The 15,009-nt window shown below is 60.6% G+C and carries 22 protein-coding genes and 2 pseudogenes; 20 read left to right on the top strand and 4 right to left on the bottom strand.

Annotation, left to right across the window (positions count from 1 at the left end):
• Positions 1–166 precede the first annotated feature (166 nt).
• The 10 genes and pseudogenes from MK313_RS16185 to MK313_RS16140 all read left to right on the top strand — a co-directional run.
• Positions 167–526, top strand: a complete 360-nt coding sequence (locus MK313_RS16185) for a hypothetical protein (RefSeq protein ID WP_287782910.1) — start codon at positions 167–169, stop codon at positions 524–526.
• Between the two features lie 141 nt (positions 527–667).
• Positions 668–2,134, top strand: a complete 1,467-nt coding sequence (locus tag MK313_RS16180) for a multicopper oxidase family protein (RefSeq protein ID WP_086467083.1) — start codon at positions 668–670, stop codon at positions 2,132–2,134.
• Between the two features lie 24 nt (positions 2,135–2,158).
• Positions 2,159–2,605: a DUF411 domain-containing protein gene (locus MK313_RS16175; RefSeq protein ID WP_099045587.1), complete on the top strand. Its 447-nt coding sequence runs from the start codon at positions 2,159–2,161 to the stop codon at positions 2,603–2,605.
• Positions 2,606–2,617: 12 nt separating this feature from the next.
• On the top strand, positions 2,618–2,776 hold the full coding sequence (locus MK313_RS16170; protein WP_176342611.1) for a hypothetical protein: 159 nt from the start codon (positions 2,618–2,620) through the stop codon (positions 2,774–2,776).
• The gene (locus tag MK313_RS16165; protein WP_008946237.1) at positions 2,773–3,231 is read left to right on the top strand and encodes a c-type cytochrome; all 459 of its coding nucleotides are present in this window, start codon (positions 2,773–2,775) and stop codon (positions 3,229–3,231) included. The genes MK313_RS16170 and MK313_RS16165 overlap by 4 nt, the downstream gene beginning before the upstream one ends.
• Positions 3,231–3,776, top strand: a complete 546-nt coding sequence (locus tag MK313_RS16160; protein WP_008946238.1) for a TlpA family protein disulfide reductase — start codon at positions 3,231–3,233, stop codon at positions 3,774–3,776. Before MK313_RS16165 ends, MK313_RS16160 begins: the two co-directional genes overlap by 1 nt.
• Before the next feature lie 341 nt (positions 3,777–4,117).
• The gene (locus MK313_RS16155; RefSeq protein WP_008946239.1) at positions 4,118–4,810 is read left to right on the top strand and encodes an SCO family protein; all 693 of its coding nucleotides are present in this window, start codon (positions 4,118–4,120) and stop codon (positions 4,808–4,810) included.
• Positions 4,807–5,319 carry a hypothetical protein gene (locus MK313_RS16150; RefSeq protein WP_008946240.1) on the top strand — a complete coding sequence of 171 codons (513 nt, stop codon included), beginning with the start codon at positions 4,807–4,809 and terminating at the stop codon, positions 5,317–5,319. Before MK313_RS16155 ends, MK313_RS16150 begins: the two co-directional genes overlap by 4 nt.
• Positions 5,312–6,046 (top strand): cytochrome c biogenesis CcdA family protein, encoded by a 735-nt coding sequence (locus tag MK313_RS16145; protein ID WP_008946241.1) that lies wholly within the window; start codon positions 5,312–5,314, stop codon positions 6,044–6,046. Before MK313_RS16150 ends, MK313_RS16145 begins: the two co-directional genes overlap by 8 nt.
• 170 nt (positions 6,047–6,216) lie before the next feature.
• Positions 6,217–6,551 (top strand): annotated as a pseudogene (locus MK313_RS16140) (integrase core domain-containing protein); the annotation flags it as partial.
• Between the two features lie 75 nt (positions 6,552–6,626).
• Here MK313_RS16140 and MK313_RS16135 read toward each other — a convergent pair.
• Positions 6,627–7,064 carry a MerR family transcriptional regulator gene (locus MK313_RS16135; RefSeq protein WP_008946243.1) on the bottom strand — a complete coding sequence of 146 codons (438 nt, stop codon included), beginning with the start codon at positions 7,062–7,064 and terminating at the stop codon, positions 6,627–6,629.
• Positions 7,065–7,157: 93 nt separating this feature from the next.
• Here MK313_RS16135 and lspA point away from each other — a divergent pair, with 93 nt between their 5' ends.
• From lspA to MK313_RS16100, 7 genes are read left to right on the top strand one after another with little or no spacing between them, the layout of a single operon-like run.
• On the top strand, positions 7,158–7,637 hold the full coding sequence (gene lspA, locus MK313_RS16130; RefSeq protein WP_008946244.1) for a signal peptidase II: 480 nt from the start codon (positions 7,158–7,160) through the stop codon (positions 7,635–7,637).
• A complete protein-coding gene (locus tag MK313_RS16125) occupies positions 7,634–8,071 on the top strand; it encodes a disulfide bond formation protein B (protein WP_008946245.1) in 438 nt (145 codons plus the stop codon). Before lspA ends, MK313_RS16125 begins: the two co-directional genes overlap by 4 nt.
• On the top strand, positions 8,071–8,721 hold the full coding sequence (locus MK313_RS16120; protein WP_083859885.1) for a thioredoxin domain-containing protein: 651 nt from the start codon (positions 8,071–8,073) through the stop codon (positions 8,719–8,721). Before MK313_RS16125 ends, MK313_RS16120 begins: the two co-directional genes overlap by 1 nt.
• A 1-nt stretch (position 8,722) precedes the next feature.
• Positions 8,723–9,310 carry an SCO family protein gene (locus MK313_RS16115; protein ID WP_202802417.1) on the top strand — a complete coding sequence of 196 codons (588 nt, stop codon included), beginning with the start codon at positions 8,723–8,725 and terminating at the stop codon, positions 9,308–9,310.
• Positions 9,307–9,783, top strand: coding sequence for a copper chaperone PCu(A)C (locus tag MK313_RS16110; RefSeq protein ID WP_008946248.1), 477 nt, complete (start codon positions 9,307–9,309; stop codon positions 9,781–9,783). Before MK313_RS16115 ends, MK313_RS16110 begins: the two co-directional genes overlap by 4 nt.
• The gene (locus MK313_RS16105) at positions 9,780–10,388 is read left to right on the top strand and encodes an SCO family protein (RefSeq protein WP_008946249.1); all 609 of its coding nucleotides are present in this window, start codon (positions 9,780–9,782) and stop codon (positions 10,386–10,388) included. The genes MK313_RS16110 and MK313_RS16105 overlap by 4 nt, the downstream gene beginning before the upstream one ends.
• 3 nt (positions 10,389–10,391) lie before the next feature.
• Positions 10,392–11,603, top strand: coding sequence for a M23 family metallopeptidase (locus tag MK313_RS16100; protein WP_083859879.1), 1,212 nt, complete (start codon positions 10,392–10,394; stop codon positions 11,601–11,603).
• Positions 11,604–12,094: 491 nt separating this feature from the next.
• On the opposite strand, the gene MK313_RS16095 is transcribed toward MK313_RS16100, so the two are convergent.
• A complete protein-coding gene (locus MK313_RS16095; protein WP_008946251.1) occupies positions 12,095–12,511 on the bottom strand; it encodes a hypothetical protein in 417 nt (138 codons plus the stop codon).
• A 151-nt stretch (positions 12,512–12,662) separates the two neighbouring features.
• Between MK313_RS16095 and MK313_RS16090 the strand changes: the two genes are divergently transcribed.
• From MK313_RS16090 to MK313_RS16080, 3 genes and pseudogenes are all read left to right on the top strand, one after another.
• Positions 12,663–12,971: a cyclic nucleotide-binding domain-containing protein gene (locus MK313_RS16090; protein WP_008946252.1), complete on the top strand. Its 309-nt coding sequence runs from the start codon at positions 12,663–12,665 to the stop codon at positions 12,969–12,971.
• A 234-nt stretch (positions 12,972–13,205) separates the two neighbouring features.
• A pseudogene (locus tag MK313_RS16085) lies at positions 13,206–13,529 on the top strand (YnfA family protein).
• 84 nt (positions 13,530–13,613) lie between these two features.
• On the top strand, positions 13,614–14,003 hold the full coding sequence (locus MK313_RS16080; RefSeq protein ID WP_008946253.1) for an MFS transporter: 390 nt from the start codon (positions 13,614–13,616) through the stop codon (positions 14,001–14,003).
• Between the two features lie 77 nt (positions 14,004–14,080).
• Here the strand turns inward: MK313_RS16080 and MK313_RS16075 are convergent, their stop codons facing one another.
• Both MK313_RS16075 and MK313_RS16070 read right to left on the bottom strand, forming a co-directional pair.
• On the bottom strand, positions 14,081–14,353 hold the full coding sequence (locus MK313_RS16075; protein WP_008946254.1) for an SHOCT domain-containing protein: 273 nt from the start codon (positions 14,351–14,353) through the stop codon (positions 14,081–14,083).
• Between the two features lie 12 nt (positions 14,354–14,365).
• The gene (locus MK313_RS16070; protein ID WP_287782899.1) at positions 14,366–14,713 is read right to left on the bottom strand and encodes a hypothetical protein; all 348 of its coding nucleotides are present in this window, start codon (positions 14,711–14,713) and stop codon (positions 14,366–14,368) included.
• Positions 14,714–15,009: the final 296 nt, after the last annotated feature.

Below are 15,009 nucleotides of genomic sequence, written 5' to 3'. Positions count from 1 at the left end.
GGCGCCGGTCCGGCGGTCGATTGCCAGACGTTGGACCAGCGAGCCCTCCTGGGTGACGATATCGGCCAGGATTTCGCAGCTACAAAGCTGTGGATGTGATGAATGTCGATTCAGCCCATTGCACACAATCAACTGCGACACCTTGGAATTGGACAAGTCTCCGGCGATGATCTATGAACTCACCATGTCTAGGCTTGTAACAATTTTCGTTTTCGCCGCGCTCACCGCATTCGCGGGCGGGTCGGTTGCGAACGTGACGAGCGCGACTACGATGTCTCTCAAGATGGCGCTCGCCGATGGCGGCGCCATGGATATGGCCGACTGTCAGGGCTGCGGCTCCGATAGCGGTGACAATAATGGCGGGATTGACTGCGACATGGTCTGCGTCGCTCCGATTCTGGCCAATCTTAATCTGGAAGTTAGTGTGCCTGCGGTGATCGGTATATCCCCGTCGGCAAGCGCCTTTTATGACCTTGTCGGCCGGACAGGTCCGCCCGAACCCTACCCTCCCCGCACTCTCATCTGATCGGACGCCGGTCGGGGTGTGCTCCGGCCGCTGCGCCCTGTTGCACTTCCCGTGCAATCGCGCGGGTAGTCGCTGCTCAATTCATGCGCTGACTGTGTCTGCGCATCTAAAGCACAGTGGAAATCAGATGAGAGCAAAACGATGTCATCAATCATCAAATCGGCGCTGTCGCGTCGGACCCTGCTGAAAACATGCGCGGCTGGCGCAGCCAGCCTCGGAATGCCCGCGTTCCTCTCGTCACCTGCACAGGCGGCGGGTGTCCGAGAATTTTCATTGCAGGCTGCGCCAGGGCTGGTGCGACTCGTACCGGAGCCGCACGGCGAGACGCCAGCCTGGTGCTATAACGGAACCGTCCCTGGGCAACAAATCCGCGTGCGACAGGGCGAACGCCTCCGGATCGCTGTCGAGAATGGCCTCGCCGAAGAGACCACCGTCCACTGGCATGGGCTCAGGGTGCCGAACGCCATGGATGGCGTCCCGCATCTCAACCAGCCGCCGATTGCGCCGGGCGGGAGCTTCGTCTACGAGTTCGATGCGGTCGACGCCGGTACCTTCTGGTACCACCCGCATCAACGCAGTTTCGAGCAGGTCGGGCGAGGGCTCTACGGGCCGCTGATTGTCGAAGAGCCCGAACCGCCAAGAATCGACCGGGAGCTTGTCTGGGTACTCGACGACTGGCGGCTCACAAAGTCTGCTGAGATCAGCGACGATTTCGGCAACGGCCATGACATGAGTCATAGTGGCCGGGTCGGCAACACCGTAACCATCAACGGCCGCGTGCCGGACGTGCTTCCGGTGCGCAACGGCGAGCGTATCCGGCTAAGGCTTATCAATGCCGCAAACGCGCGCATTTTTGGCCTCGACTTCCAGGGCCACACACCGACAGTCATCGCGCTCGACGGCCAGCCGATAACGCCGCATGCGCCCGCCGGCGGTCTCGTCGTGCTCGGGCCTGCCATGCGGGCCGACATCATGCTCGACATGACCGGCAAGCCGGGCAGCCGCGTCTCGGTTATCGACCGGTTCTACCGGAATCTCGAATACCGACTGGTCGACCTCGCCTACGATGAGACGCCGCTTAGGGACACCACGCCCGACTGGCCCATTTCCCTGCCCGCCAATCCTTTGCCCGAACCCGATCTCGCCGGAGCGCATCGCCATGAGGTGATCTTCAACGGCGGCATGATGGGCGGAATGGTAATGGCAGAGATGGGCGGCAGCATGGGCGAAGGCAGCCGGGCTGGCATGGGCGGCGGCATGATGGGGATGATGCACAGGCAGGGCATCTGGTTCGTGAATGGCAAGGCCGCTGAAGGCCATGTCCTCGACCCGATGCTGACCCTCGAACGCGATGGCAGCCATGTGATCGCCATGACCAATGCGACGGCCTGGCACCACCCGATCCACCTGCACGGCCATTCCTTCCGCGTGATCTCGCGCAACGGCGAACCGACACGTCACCGCGAATGGCAGGACACGGTGCTGATCGCACCGAGAGAAAGGGTCGAGATCGCCTTCGTCGCCGACAATCCCGGCGATTGGATGTTCCACTGCCACATCCTCGAACACCAGGCGGGCGGGATGATGGGTGTCATCCGCGTTGCCTGATCCACGGAATCAAGGAGAGCCACCATGCGTAACCCTATTGCCGCCGCCCTCGCGACCGTTGTGCTGGGTGTAGGTGTTTATTTCACGAACATATCTTTTGCGATCGCCGAGGAGGTGACCCTCTACAAGAACCCGCAATGCGGCTGCTGCGAAGCCTATGCCGACTATCTGCGCGACAACGGCTTCACTGTCACCGTCAAGCCGACCCACGAGCTCGTCACCATGAGTCGCGAAGCCGGCATTCCGGATGACTTCCAGGGCTGCCACCTCGCCTTGATCGACGGCTATGTGGTGAGTGGCCATGTGCCCGTCACGATGGTCAACCGGCTGTTGAGCGAGCAGCCCAACATCAAAGGTGTAACCCTGCCCGGCATGCCGATGGGCTCGCCCGGCATGAGTGGTACCAAGACCGAGGCCTTCATGATCTACACCGTGGGCGAAGACAAGCCTTCCATCTACGCGGTCGAATAAGGAGAGTTTCCAATGAATAACGCACCGACCGGCATGGGTATGGGCATGATGGAAGGCATGGGCGGCATGATGATGTGGGGCATGGGCCTCATATGGCTGCTCGTGATCGTCCTGCTCATCCTCGGAATCGCGGCGCTGGTAAAATATCTTTTCGGAGGTAGCCGTCGATGAAGCGCGCCGGTCTCGGCGCCGCGATACTGCTCGGCGGATGCGTCGTGGCCGGGCTGCTCTGGGTCGGACTTGGCCAGAGCGGCTCGGTCGTGCGGACTGCCGAACAGCTCGAACGCGGAGCGGATATCTACGCCACCAACTGCGCCTCCTGCCATGGCGCGAAGCTCGAAGGCCAGCCGGACTGGAAGCGTCGCCTGCCGTCCGGTCGCTTACCCGCACCGCCTCATGACGCGTCCGGGCACACCTGGCATCACCCCGATGACGTGCTGTTCCGCATCACCAAAGAAGGGCCTGCCGTCGTCGTCGGTGGCAGCTACGAGAGCGACATGCCTGGCTTCAACGAGGTGCTCTCCGACGACGACATCCGTGCGGTCCTGGACTTCATCAAGAGCACCTGGCCCGAGCGCGAGCGGCAGCACCAGGCCACGATGAGCCGCGAAAAGGAGGCAAGCTGATGAATTCCTTGCCCGCGTTCGGGTTCGTGCTGGGGCTGGTATTCTCGACCGCCGCGATGGCGGAAGGGCCGAATGCCGTCCCGCAGCACGACACGCCGGTGCCGCTCCCCGCGATCTCGTTTGCAGACGAACACGGCACCCCCCTCACGCTCGACCGCTGGCGCGGCAAGGTCGTCCTTCTTAACGTCTGGGCCACCTGGTGCGCCCCCTGCCGTCATGAAATGCCGACACTGGACCGGCTTCAGGCAACGCTCGGCAGCGAGCGCTTCCAGGTCGTGACGCTGTCGATAGACCGTGCTGGCGCCGGTGTCGTCCGCCGGTTCTTCGATGAGATCCGCATCCGGCATCTAGGCATCTTCATCGACGAGACAATGAAGGTATCGCGTGACCTCAAAATATTCGGCCTCCCGGCGACACTGCTCATCGGGCCGGACGGTCGGGAACTCGGCCGGCTGATCGGACCGGCCGTATGGGACACGGCGGAGATGGTCGCCTACTTCGAGAGCGTCATTGCCGAACATACAGGAAAGGAACCAAGACAATGATTGGTGAACAGAAAGCCATGGAAGATTCCCGTCCGATACCGTCATCGGCAAGGCCGCCCTGGATGACGCCTCGCCGGATCGTCTTGGTTGCAGGCACCGGAGTCCTGGGCGCCGGGCTTGCCCTCAACTGGGGCTGGCTGACGGCTGTGGGCGTCGCGCCGATCCTGCTCAGCCTCGCCCCCTGCGCCGCCATGTGCGCGCTAGGCCTCTGCATGCGCGGCGGCGGAACAAAGTCATGCTCAACCCACGGCAAGGCAGGCGTCGGGCCTCAGTCACACAGCCGCCGGGAATGACAGCGCAGACAGCCAGCGCCGAACGGGCGGATATTTCAGGGAGACGACATGCATTTTGCACGACTGACCGCATTGCTGATTGCCATGCTTGCCTATGCTATGCCGGCTGCGGCGCATCATCCCGGCGCCGACCTCGACAAGGTCATGGGCAGCAAGGAACAGTTCTTTCAGGCCATTGACAGCCCGGTGCCGCCGTTCGAACTGGCCGATGCTGATGGGAAAGTGGTTCGCTTGTCAGACTTCACCGACAGGATCGTTGTGCTCAACTTCATCTTCGCAGGCTGCGCCGATGTCTGCCCGCTGCACTCCGCCCTGATCGCGGACGTTCAGTCGAAGATCAACGTCACGCCGATGAAGGACATGGTCCAGTTCATCACGGTGACGACCGATCCCGAGGTAGATACGCCCGATGTCATGAGGAGCTATGGCGAGGCGCATGGCCTCGCCCCGAACAACTGGATGTTTCTCACCCGACGCCCAGGCGATACCGAGGACGCGACGCGAACCCTCTCGGAGACCTATAACGTCAAGTTCGAGCCGCTTGATGACGGCCAGCAGATGCATGGCGTCGTCACGCATGTGATCGACCGTGACGGGCGGTTCGCCGCCAAGTTCCATGGCCTGCGCTTCGAGCCCCTGAACCTGGTGCTTTACATCAACGGCCTGACCAACGCCCCCTCTCGCCCGTCGAGGCCGGCGGAGACGGGCTGGTGGGACAGCGTCAAGGAGCTATTCCGATGACGGCAGCGCATTCAAGCGAAGAGCCTGTTCGCGCCGCAGGTCCCGTCGAATGGCTTTCGGCGCTGCGGCGATACATCATCTTTGTCGCCGCCGCGAACCTCGTCTGGGAGTTCGCTCACATGCCGCTCTATACGCTGTGGGAAACAGGGTCGGCGAGTGAGATCGTGTTCGCCGCCGTGCATTGCACGGGCGGCGACATCTTGATCGCGCTGAGCGCGGTCATGCTGGCACTGTTTTCCGTCGGCACTCCGGCCTGGCCAACCGTACGAACAGGCCGGGTCGTCGTGCTGACGGTGGCGCTCGGGCTTGGCTACACGGTGTTCAGCGAATGGCTCAATATCGAGGTGCGGCAGGCATGGGCCTATCGGGATTTGATGCCGGTTATCCCTGGCATCGATGCCGGGCTCAGTCCGATGCTGCAATGGATCATCATTCCCCTGGCGGCATTCTGGTTCGCGACCAAAAGACGTCCCGGACAGAGCCGAATGGCGGCTAGTACCAATGTTTGAGCTGTCGGGCATCGGTATTGCCGCCGCTTTCGTAGCCGGCACAATCTCTTTCGTTTCCCCCTGTGTCCTCCCGCTGGTGCCGGGTTATGTCTCTTACGTCGCGGGACAAACAGCCAGCGGAAACGACCGCGATGCCAACGGCCGCCGCCAAGCCATCGTCATGAGCCTGTATTTTGTGCTGGGTTTCTCGACCATCTTTATGATCCTGGGAGCAAGCGCGACGGCGCTCGGTCAGATGCTTCTGAGCTATCGCTACGAACTGAACCTCGTCGGTGGTGGTATCATCATCCTGTTCGGCCTGTTCATGATCGGTATGGTACGGATCGCCATGATGCAGCGCGAGGCCCGCTTTCATTTGTCCATCACCGCAGGCCAGCCGCTATCAGCCTATGTCATAGGGCTCGCCTTTGGCTTCGGCTGGACGCCCTGTATCGGGCCAATCCTTGGCGCCATTCTCACGGCGAGCGCGGCCACGGCAACGGTTGGTGAGGGGGTTGTGCTGCTTGCCATTTACTCGGCCGGGCTTGGTGTGCCGTTCGTGCTCGCTGCCGCCTTCACCGACCGTCTGATCTGGCGCCTGCGGGCGATCGGACGCATTGGACGCCGGCTGCATCAGATCGCCGGGCTGCTCATGGTGGCAATGGGCGTCGCCATGGTTACTGGGCAGCTTTCGGCGCTGTCCTACTGGCTGCTGGATGCTTTTCCGATACTGGCGACGGTCGGGTGACTCCAAGGGCTTGTGCCGGAACCCACAACCGCCCGCGTTCCACGTCCCGGTAGGCGGCTCCGAAGGCTTTGCCCCCCACAAGCTTTGAAGCGCTAATGTTCCTCCCTGTAAGCCGATGGAGACAATACACTAAGGACTCATGCTGGCTCTCGGACGAATTCGCGCGGACACGGGAATATCCCTGCATGATCGTTAGCGATAATGGCAATGAGCTGACCGCCAACGCCATGCTCCGATGGCAGCAGGATCGCACCGTCGCATGGACTATATTGCACCGAGTAAGCCAAAGCAGAACGGCTCCGTCGAAAGCTCCAATGGCCGGCTGCGCGACGAGTGCCTCAACGAGCATCTGTTCGTCAGCTATCGGCACGCACGCGCGATCATCGAAGACAGGCGGGTCGACTATAACCTCAACCGACCCCATACGAGCCTCCAAGGGCTCACACCCCACGAATTTGCAACCCGGTCCCGAGAGGATCACAACATGAACGGAGCTAACTTATAAACGCGGACATAACGGGGAGAAGGTCAGCGCCGTTACTCTAACTTCTGGATCGTCTGAACCTTACCGCTCAACGTTTCAAAATCGGTCGCCTGGGGCTGCATGACTTTCCGCCGCGCACTGTGAGTGATCGCTTAACACCTCAATGATCCGACACTCGGAAATACTGCCGCCTCGGCATTGGGCGATCATACGGGATAGTTCCTGTTTCAGTGCTTGAAGCTGTCTTAGACGCTGTTCGACTTGGTCGAGTTGTTCGACGGCGATAGCGTCAGCTGCTTCGCAGGGACGATCAGGTTGATCCGACAGGCTCAGCAGGTCACGGATCGCGGGCAAGGAGAAACCTAATTGCCGGGCATGTCGTATAAAAGCCAGGCGTTCAACGGTTCGGAGCGGGTAAAGCCGCTGTCGGCCAGCGCTTCTATGCGGTTCGGGAAGCAAGCCGATCTGCTCGTAATAGCGGATGGTTGGAACTTTCACCCCAGTCTCCAAGGCGACCTGGCCGATGGAATACATGTAAACACCCTCTTGTAACTCTAGTGACTAGAGATACTAACCTCCTCCTCGGATTACCTCAAGACAGCCCGCAACCAGAACCGGAGGGGAAGAATGCTCAAGCGGGTAAGCATCGTCGCGACCATCGCGGCCTTTGCGCTGTTGGTCGACCAGGCAACGAAATGGCTGGTGTTGACCAAGCTCGCTGGACAAGCGCGCGTTATTGAGATCACCAATTTCCTTAATATTGTCGTCGGCTTCAATACAGGGGTCAGCTTCGGCATGTTCGGCGGCATCTTCGAGGGGCGCCCATTGCTTCTCGTTCTTTTGACGCTCGGCATCACCCTAAGCATCCTCATTTGGGCGCTGAAAACCCACACGGCAGGTGAGCGCTCGGCGCTGGCGCTGATTGTCGGTGGTTCCCTCGGCAACGTCATTGACCGATGGCGCCAGGGCGCGGTGACTGACTTCATTGATTTCCATTGGGGCGATTGGCATTGGCCGACGTTCAACGGTGCTGACGTCTTCATCGTTGCGGGCGCATTGATGATGTTTGCCCAGGCATTGCGTTCCGAAAGGACTGAGGGACAATGACGACGCCCAAAGACAGACCAATAGGCAGTATCGGTTGGTCGTGTCTGTTCGGCGCATGGCTAATCGCGCTGGCGGCAACACTGGGCGCCGTTTACATCGGCGAGATTTTCGGTCTGACCCCTTGCCAGCTTTGCTGGTACCAGCGGATCGCTATGTTTCCCTTAGCATTGATTTTGGGTGTCGCCTGCCTGCGGAATGACGCTGGTGTTGGTTGTTATGCCTTGCCGCTTGCGCTCGCAGGCGGCGGCGTGGCGCTCTGGCACAGCCTGCTTTATGTCGGTTGGCCGCCGACCAGTATAGAGCCTTGCCAGGCGGGCGTTTCCTGCACTGGAGCGGGAATGACCTTTATGGAACTGCCCTTGCCCATGTTGTCGTTGGGAGCTTTTCTCGCCATCTCTGTGTTGCTCCTTGCTGGAAAGAGGAAAAGCCAATGATCACTCGCCGCACTTTGGTACTTGGCGTCGCCGCCGCTTCGCTGGGCGGCTTCGCCGCGGCCGCGCTGCTCGCGAGGCGGCAGCAGGAGCAGAAATCGACGCCTCTTTCTTTGCCGCCCGGCAGCTCTCTTGTCCGCGATTATTCGCCAGTGCTGGGTCGAAAGGATACACCAGTCACCGTTGTCGAATTTTTCGATCCAGCCTGCGAAGCGTGCCGGGCGTTCCACCCTATCGTTAAGCGCATACTCGGCACCTACCCACAGCAAGTTCGCGTCATATTGCGATATGCGACCTTCCACCAAGGTTCTGACGAAGTGGTGAGCATGCTAGAAGCCGCGCGCCTGCAGGATATGTTTGAAGCGGTGCTCGAAGCGGTGCTTGAAGCGCAGCCAGCCTGGGCGGCGCATGACCAACCTCGCCTGAATATCGCCTGGGATGCCGCCGCACGAGCCGGTCTGGATGTTGACCGTGCGCGGCGGGAGCGAATGCTGCCAGGGCTGGTTGCGCGGCTTAATCAGGATGCGGCCGACGTCGCAGCGCTTGGAATTAGGCAAACGCCCACTTTCTTCATCAATGGCAAGCCACTTCCTTCTTTCGGCTCGGAACAATTGTTAGAAGCAGTGGCCTCGGAGGTTCAGGCTCTTGGCTAGGTTGCGTATCTTTCTGTGGATCATGGTAGCGCTTGCCGGAATGGGTTTTATTGGGCTCTACGCCTGGAGGGGGGCTTTTCAAGAAGAGGCCAGCCAACCTGCATTGGATACCATTCGTGCAGACTACTCTCTAACCAGCCACACGGGCGAGACGGTAACGGAAGACCGTTATCTGGGGAAATGGCAACTCGTTTTCTTCGGTTTCACCCATTGTCCTGATATCTGCCCGACCACCCTGGCCGAGGTGGCAACGGTGATCGACGGGCTGGGCGATGTCGCGCGCAACGTTCAACCGCTCTTTATCTCCGTCGATCCGGAACGTGATTCTCCGTCGGCAATGGCCGAGTATGTCACGGCGTTCCATCCGGCGCTGGTTGGTCTTACCGGAGAACCGGGGGCCGTCGCCAAAGCGGCCCGGGCCTTTTCTGCCTATTACGAGATGCAGCCCGAGAGAGGGGCTCACGATGGCTACACCATGTCGCACAGCTCGGCCCTGTATCTATTGGACCCGAAAGGCAGGTTCGTCCGCCTGTTTGCCTATGGGACACCGGCGGCGGAAATCATTGAAGACCTAAAGGAAAGATTATGAAGATTGTAGCGAAAGGGCTGTTTATTGCCCTCGCCCTAATTGTTGGCCTCCTTTACGCCAGGCCCGGCACGGCGGAAACCGCGCAAGCCGGCGATATTACGGTGGAGACTCCATGGGCGCGCGCCTCTATCGGCACCTCTCGACCAGCAGCGGCTTATATGATGATACGTAACGAAGGAAGCGCAGCGGATCAGCTGATCGGTGTGGAATCGCCTCTCTCCGGCATGGCCGAAGTCCACAAGGTCGAGATGAAAGATGGTGTAGTTTCCATGTCATCCGTCAGTCCGCTGCCCATTGGACCAGGCGAAACCGTGACGCTGGCGCCAGGTGGGCTGCATGTCATGCTAATGAAGCTGCGGCAGCCGCTTGAGAAGGGCGCCGACTTCCCGCTCACACTGACTTTCGAAAGGGCTGGAAAGCTAACGCTCGACGTACCTATCCATAGCGTCGGCGCAATGGCACCGGAGAAGTGAACAAGCGCAGGTTGCTGCTAGGCCTGGCCGGTCTTGCCGCGCTGCTGGCCGTGACCCTGTTCGCTGGCTGGTGGCAGGTCGATGGCCCTGGGGCCATTACACCCCGGCTTCCCAAGGCCGCCGGTCCGCCACCTCTCGCGCAGGCCGCAATGACGCTAACCGACCATGAGGGCCGGCGTATTAGTCCGGCAAACTGGGTGGGGCGTCCGACCCTTCTGTTCTTCGGCTTCACCTACTGTCCAGATGTTTGCCCTACCACACTTTCTGACATTACTGGCTGGCTCGAAGTCTTGGGTGAGGACGCACAGGATATGAATGTCGCCTTCGTCACTGTAGACCCTGAACGTGATACCGTGGAGACCATGTCTGAATACCTAGACATGTTCCACCCGTCCATTGTCGGCTATACGGGCACACCCGACGACATCAAGAAGACGGCCGATTTCTTTGGGGTCTTCTACGACAAGGTTAAGACCGAGGGAGGTTATACAATGAATCATACCGCCACGGTCCTCCTGTTCGATGCGGCGGGCAATTTCCAGTCGACTATCGATTATCACGAAGCACGTGAAATCGCCGTCCCAAAGATCAAGAAGGTTCTTTGAGCTGTGAATTCTATCCCGGTATCGGGGCAGATTGGCCGCCCCATCTTCCAGGCGATGACTTTTGTTGGATTGCTAGCCATGTGGGGGATGGGCTTTCCATCCTTGTCTTGGTCCCAACCCCATACCAAATCACCCGCCGCCGAAGCGGAGGAACGATCAATCATTGCCAAGCCGGGTGATACGCTGGGAACAATGTTGGGTCGCAGTGGTGTTGATAGGGCCGTTCAACGAGAAGCAGTTCTAGCCATTGTCGCCGAGTTCGACCCGACTGAACTGCGCCCTGGCGATATATTGACTGTGCGATCTCCTTGGAATGACAAGAGTGCAGTGAAGAGAATTTCGTTGACGACGCGCCTCGGCGTGCGCCTAGACGTTGTCTTCTCTAAGGGTGCACAAACCATCCTGGTCGAGCCCGAACTGAGCAGCATCGAACACGTAGCTAAAGCGAAAATTGAGAATAGCCTCTCTGAAACGCTGAACAGGATAGATGCGCCGGAACGCTTTGCAGTGGAATTGGCTGCCTTTTTTTCAAATCTCTATGACTTCCGCCGCGATCTGCGAAGCGGTAACGAAATCGCCATCATCTGGAGCGAGAGCATCGATGAGAAGGGAATCGCTGTCGGCGAGCCGAAACTGTCCTATGCGAGATTAGCAACAAAACAGAGTGTGCTGGAACTCCTCATACTGGACGAGGATAGCACCGCAGCACTTTATCGTGACGGCGATCTCGTGCAGAGAATCCGGGCGCCGGTCGAAGGAGCGAGACTGTCCTCGGTCTTCGGACGAAGAAAGCATCCAGTTTACGGAAGCGTACGCCTGCATACCGGGGTGGACTATGAGGCGCCGGCAGGCACACCGATTTCCAGCACGGCTGCTGGCCGGATATCATTCCTTGGTCGGTTGCGGGGCTATGGCCGTGTCATCGACATAGATCACGGAAATGGCGTTACGACCCGTTATGCCCATTTATCGAGCTTTGCCAAAGGCCTCTCGAAACAGGCATGGGTTCAAGCCGACCAGGTCATCGGGACTGTCGGAGCCAGCGGCACGGCGACTGGGCCAAATCTTCACTATGAGGTGCGGCTCGACGGGCGTCCAATCGACCCGCTTGCCGCGCTGGTACGAGCGCAACCAATAGCCTCAGCCAACAACCCCAGAGAAGTCAAACACTTGACCGCCTCACGAATAATTGTCGGTCCAGCAAACGGAGCATAAAGTATGAGTAGAAAATCGAAAGGGCTGTCCCAACGCAATTGGGCGATATTTTTTGCCTTAATTCTGCTGGTGATCATTTTTTACGCTGTAAGCGTTATTAAGATATCGGACAATCTCGCGCAGTAGGCATGGTGCAGAGTTGGTCAATTTTATATGATTGACGCATATACCCGGCAAGAATGTCGCTGCGCATCACCCGTCCGTAATGCGCAGCTTCCGGACTGTCTTCACGTAATCGGCGGAGATCAAGAGGCGGCCCCAACCTGACTTCATTCTTCTCAAGCTTGCGGCTTCTCGGAAAGGGGGCAGGACCGGGATCCAGCGTTCTCCAATTGATAGACGTCCGGTAATCTCGCGCTTGCATACCCCGGTTATGGTTCTTCTGGCGTCTCGGATATGCCAGAGTACGTTCAGTTCCTGCAGTCATTGTGGCGCCGCCACATTTCAGTGTCGTGGCCCTCAGGCACTGCATCGCAGGAGTCGGCGCCGTCTTAGCCACGTAATTCGTTGTAGCGGGCGATTTGCTCAACCGTCAGCAGCAGCGGCGTCTCGAGATGGCGCGACACGTAAATGAAGCGCAAGTCGGCCCAGGCTTCGGCGGTAGCGTCGGTCAGGGCTCGCAGCGCATCGGGCGTCGGATCGTCCGCGCGGAAGGCCGCCTCAATGGCCGCCTCGGCCGCGATGAGGCGCTCGCCCGCTGCCTGTGCTTCGGCCTGCATGGCGGCGAAGATCGCCTCGATCGTCAAGACCTGGTCTGGCGAAAGACCGATCCCGTCCTTCAGTTCCAGAAGATGCGCCGGGCCCGGCACGCCGTTCAACTCGGCCGCTAGGGCAAGGCTCCAGCCGCGGCCTGCGCGCAAATCCTTGATGTCCTCGGCAGATAGGCTCTTGATCTCGCGGCCTTCCATCCCAGCATAGAGGGAATGGCCCTGATGCTGGGCAACCGCACTGACGGGAATGGCCAGAACGATACAAGGAGCGCGAGACGGATCATCGGGAAACTCCTATGGTTTTCTTTTGGTTTTCTTTCCTCTCTCGCATCTGGCGGCAGCGTTGCATATGATTGCGATCATGTTCGACCTGTTCGAGCCTCTCTTCGCTGACGCGGTCGCGCGCGAATTCGCCGCTGGAGACCTGCTGTTCCGCGCCGGCGACCCGGTGGTGTCGATGATCCTGCTCCGGGCCCGGCAGGCCGAGCTGGTCCGTCACACGGGCCATGGGCTGAAGATGATCCTGCAGCGCGCCGGGCCCGGGCATATCCTCGCGGAGGCGTCCGCCTGGTCGGACTCCTACCATTGCGATGCGGTGGTGCCGGAGCCCCGCCTAGCGGCGCTCCTACCGCGCACGGTGTTCCTCTGGCGCGACTGAGATCGGACCCCGACCTTGCTGAACTCTGGACTAGAAACCTAGCGCGGCTCAGGCGGCGCGCCTCAGAGCCGAGATCCGATTACAGCCGCGAGTCGAGGATCGTCTCGATGCCTGGCTCACCGAAGGCCCCAGCCTGCCGGAAAAGGGCCGCTGGCAAGAGGTGGTCGCCGAACTCGGCGTCTGGCGCGAAGCCCTCTATCGCGAATTGTCGCGTCGCCGCACGGAGAACCGCGCATGACTTTCGTCTGGTATCTGATCGCGGCGTTCGCGGAGATCGCAGGGTGCTTCGCATTCTAGGCTTGGGCGCGGCTGGACAAGTCAGCACTCTGGCTGATCCCGGGCCTTGCCAGCCTCGCGCTGTTCGCCTGGATCCTGACGCGGGCCGACAGCACGCTAGCGGGGGGCGCCTATGCCGCCTACGGCGGGGTCTATATCGCGAGCTCCATGCTGTGGATGTGGCTGGTCGAGCCCCCCTCCCCGCCTGACCGATGGGATGTCGCCGGGGCGGCTATCTGCGTCTTCGGTGCAGCAGTAATCCTCCTGCCGCAAAGAACCTGAGCGCATGGACCATCATGACCTGCTGTCCGGTCTGGTGCGGCTGCACATTCTGCACCATGCAGCGCAGCACCCGGTCTGTGGCCAATGGATGATCGACGACCTGGCGCGGCACGGCCGGCCCTGTTCGCCGCGCAGTTCGCCCTGTCGCATGCCTGCTGGCTGCTGACCTATCCGCTGGCCGGCTGGCTTGGTGCGATGCTCGGGCTGGAGGCTACCTTCTATGTTCTGGCAGCGATCGCGGCGGTGGGAACAATGATCGCCGCGCTGGTCTGGCCGGCGGGCGATCCCGGCGTGCTGCCGCACGATCATCCCGAACAGGCGCACACCCATCCGCATACCCATGACGCGCACCACCAGCATGAGCATGAAGACTGGGAAGGGCCGGAGCCGTACAGCCACCCGCACCGGCACGCACCGCTGCAGCACAGCCACGAACTGGTGATCGACGATCATCACCCAGTCTGGCCACAGTGATTTGTGGGAAACAGACAGGCCCGTGACCCAAGTGAAACCGCCTGGGCCACGGGCCGTCGCTTGTCGTCACGGAGCGGTCAGGACAGATCGGCTTTTCGCTGCAGATAATCGTCGCGGTCGATCTCCCCGCGCGCATAGCGTGCCTTGAGGATGTCTAGCGCACTACCGCCGGACTGCGTCGTTGCGTGCGTCTGGTGCCCTGCCCCCAGCCATCGAAACAGCGGGGAGAGGACCACCGCCAGCACGGCGATGAACAGGATGGCCGAGAAGCCGTGGAAGGCCATTCCCCAGAACCATCCGCCACCGTCATAGCCCATCATCGCACCGGGCTGATGCCAGTTCTGCCACATTATATCCTCCCTTCAATCGACCTGGCGCAGGGCGCCGGTCCGGCGGTCGATTGCCAGACGTTGGACCAGCGAGCCCTCCTGGGTGACGATATCGGCCAGGATTTCGCCATGCTCGGTGGGCTTGATCTCGCCGAGCTTCAGCCGCGGATTGCCATGCCAGTCGAGGCGGCGCTGCAGCATCTCCCTGACCTGATCAGGCTTGATCTCCTGGTCGTAGCGGCCGGGCATGCCATAGATCATGCCCTGGCCCGTCATGCCCTGGCCCGTCATACCGGGATGCATCATCCCAGGCCCCGTCGCCCCATAGCCCTGCATCATCGGACCGGGCATGGCGTACCCATTGCCCCATCCCCGCATCATCGGCATCGCCCCCGGAAAACGATCGCTATCCGGCCCGCCTGGGGGCTGTTGCATCCAGCCGCCGGGCCAGCCACCCGGCATGCCTTGCCCCTGCATCATCCCGGGGCCAGCGCCAATACCCGGCCCCATGCCCTGCCCCATACCGGAGCCTGGTGCGCAGCGACAAACAGGATGAGACTCAGCGACAATCAGGATGAGACGTTTCGGCGGGTGTGTGTCGCAGGGAGGGCGTAGCCCGACCGGAGGCATACACCCGCCGCTGCGCCCGATTTTGGGGTCTGTGCTCGCGACCGGCC

Source organism: Oceanibaculum sp. (assembly GCF_022449305.1).
In the GTDB taxonomy this organism is placed as follows: domain Bacteria; phylum Pseudomonadota; class Alphaproteobacteria; order Oceanibaculales; family Oceanibaculaceae; genus Oceanibaculum; species Oceanibaculum indicum.
This window is presented reverse-complemented; position numbering and strand designations above follow the sequence as displayed.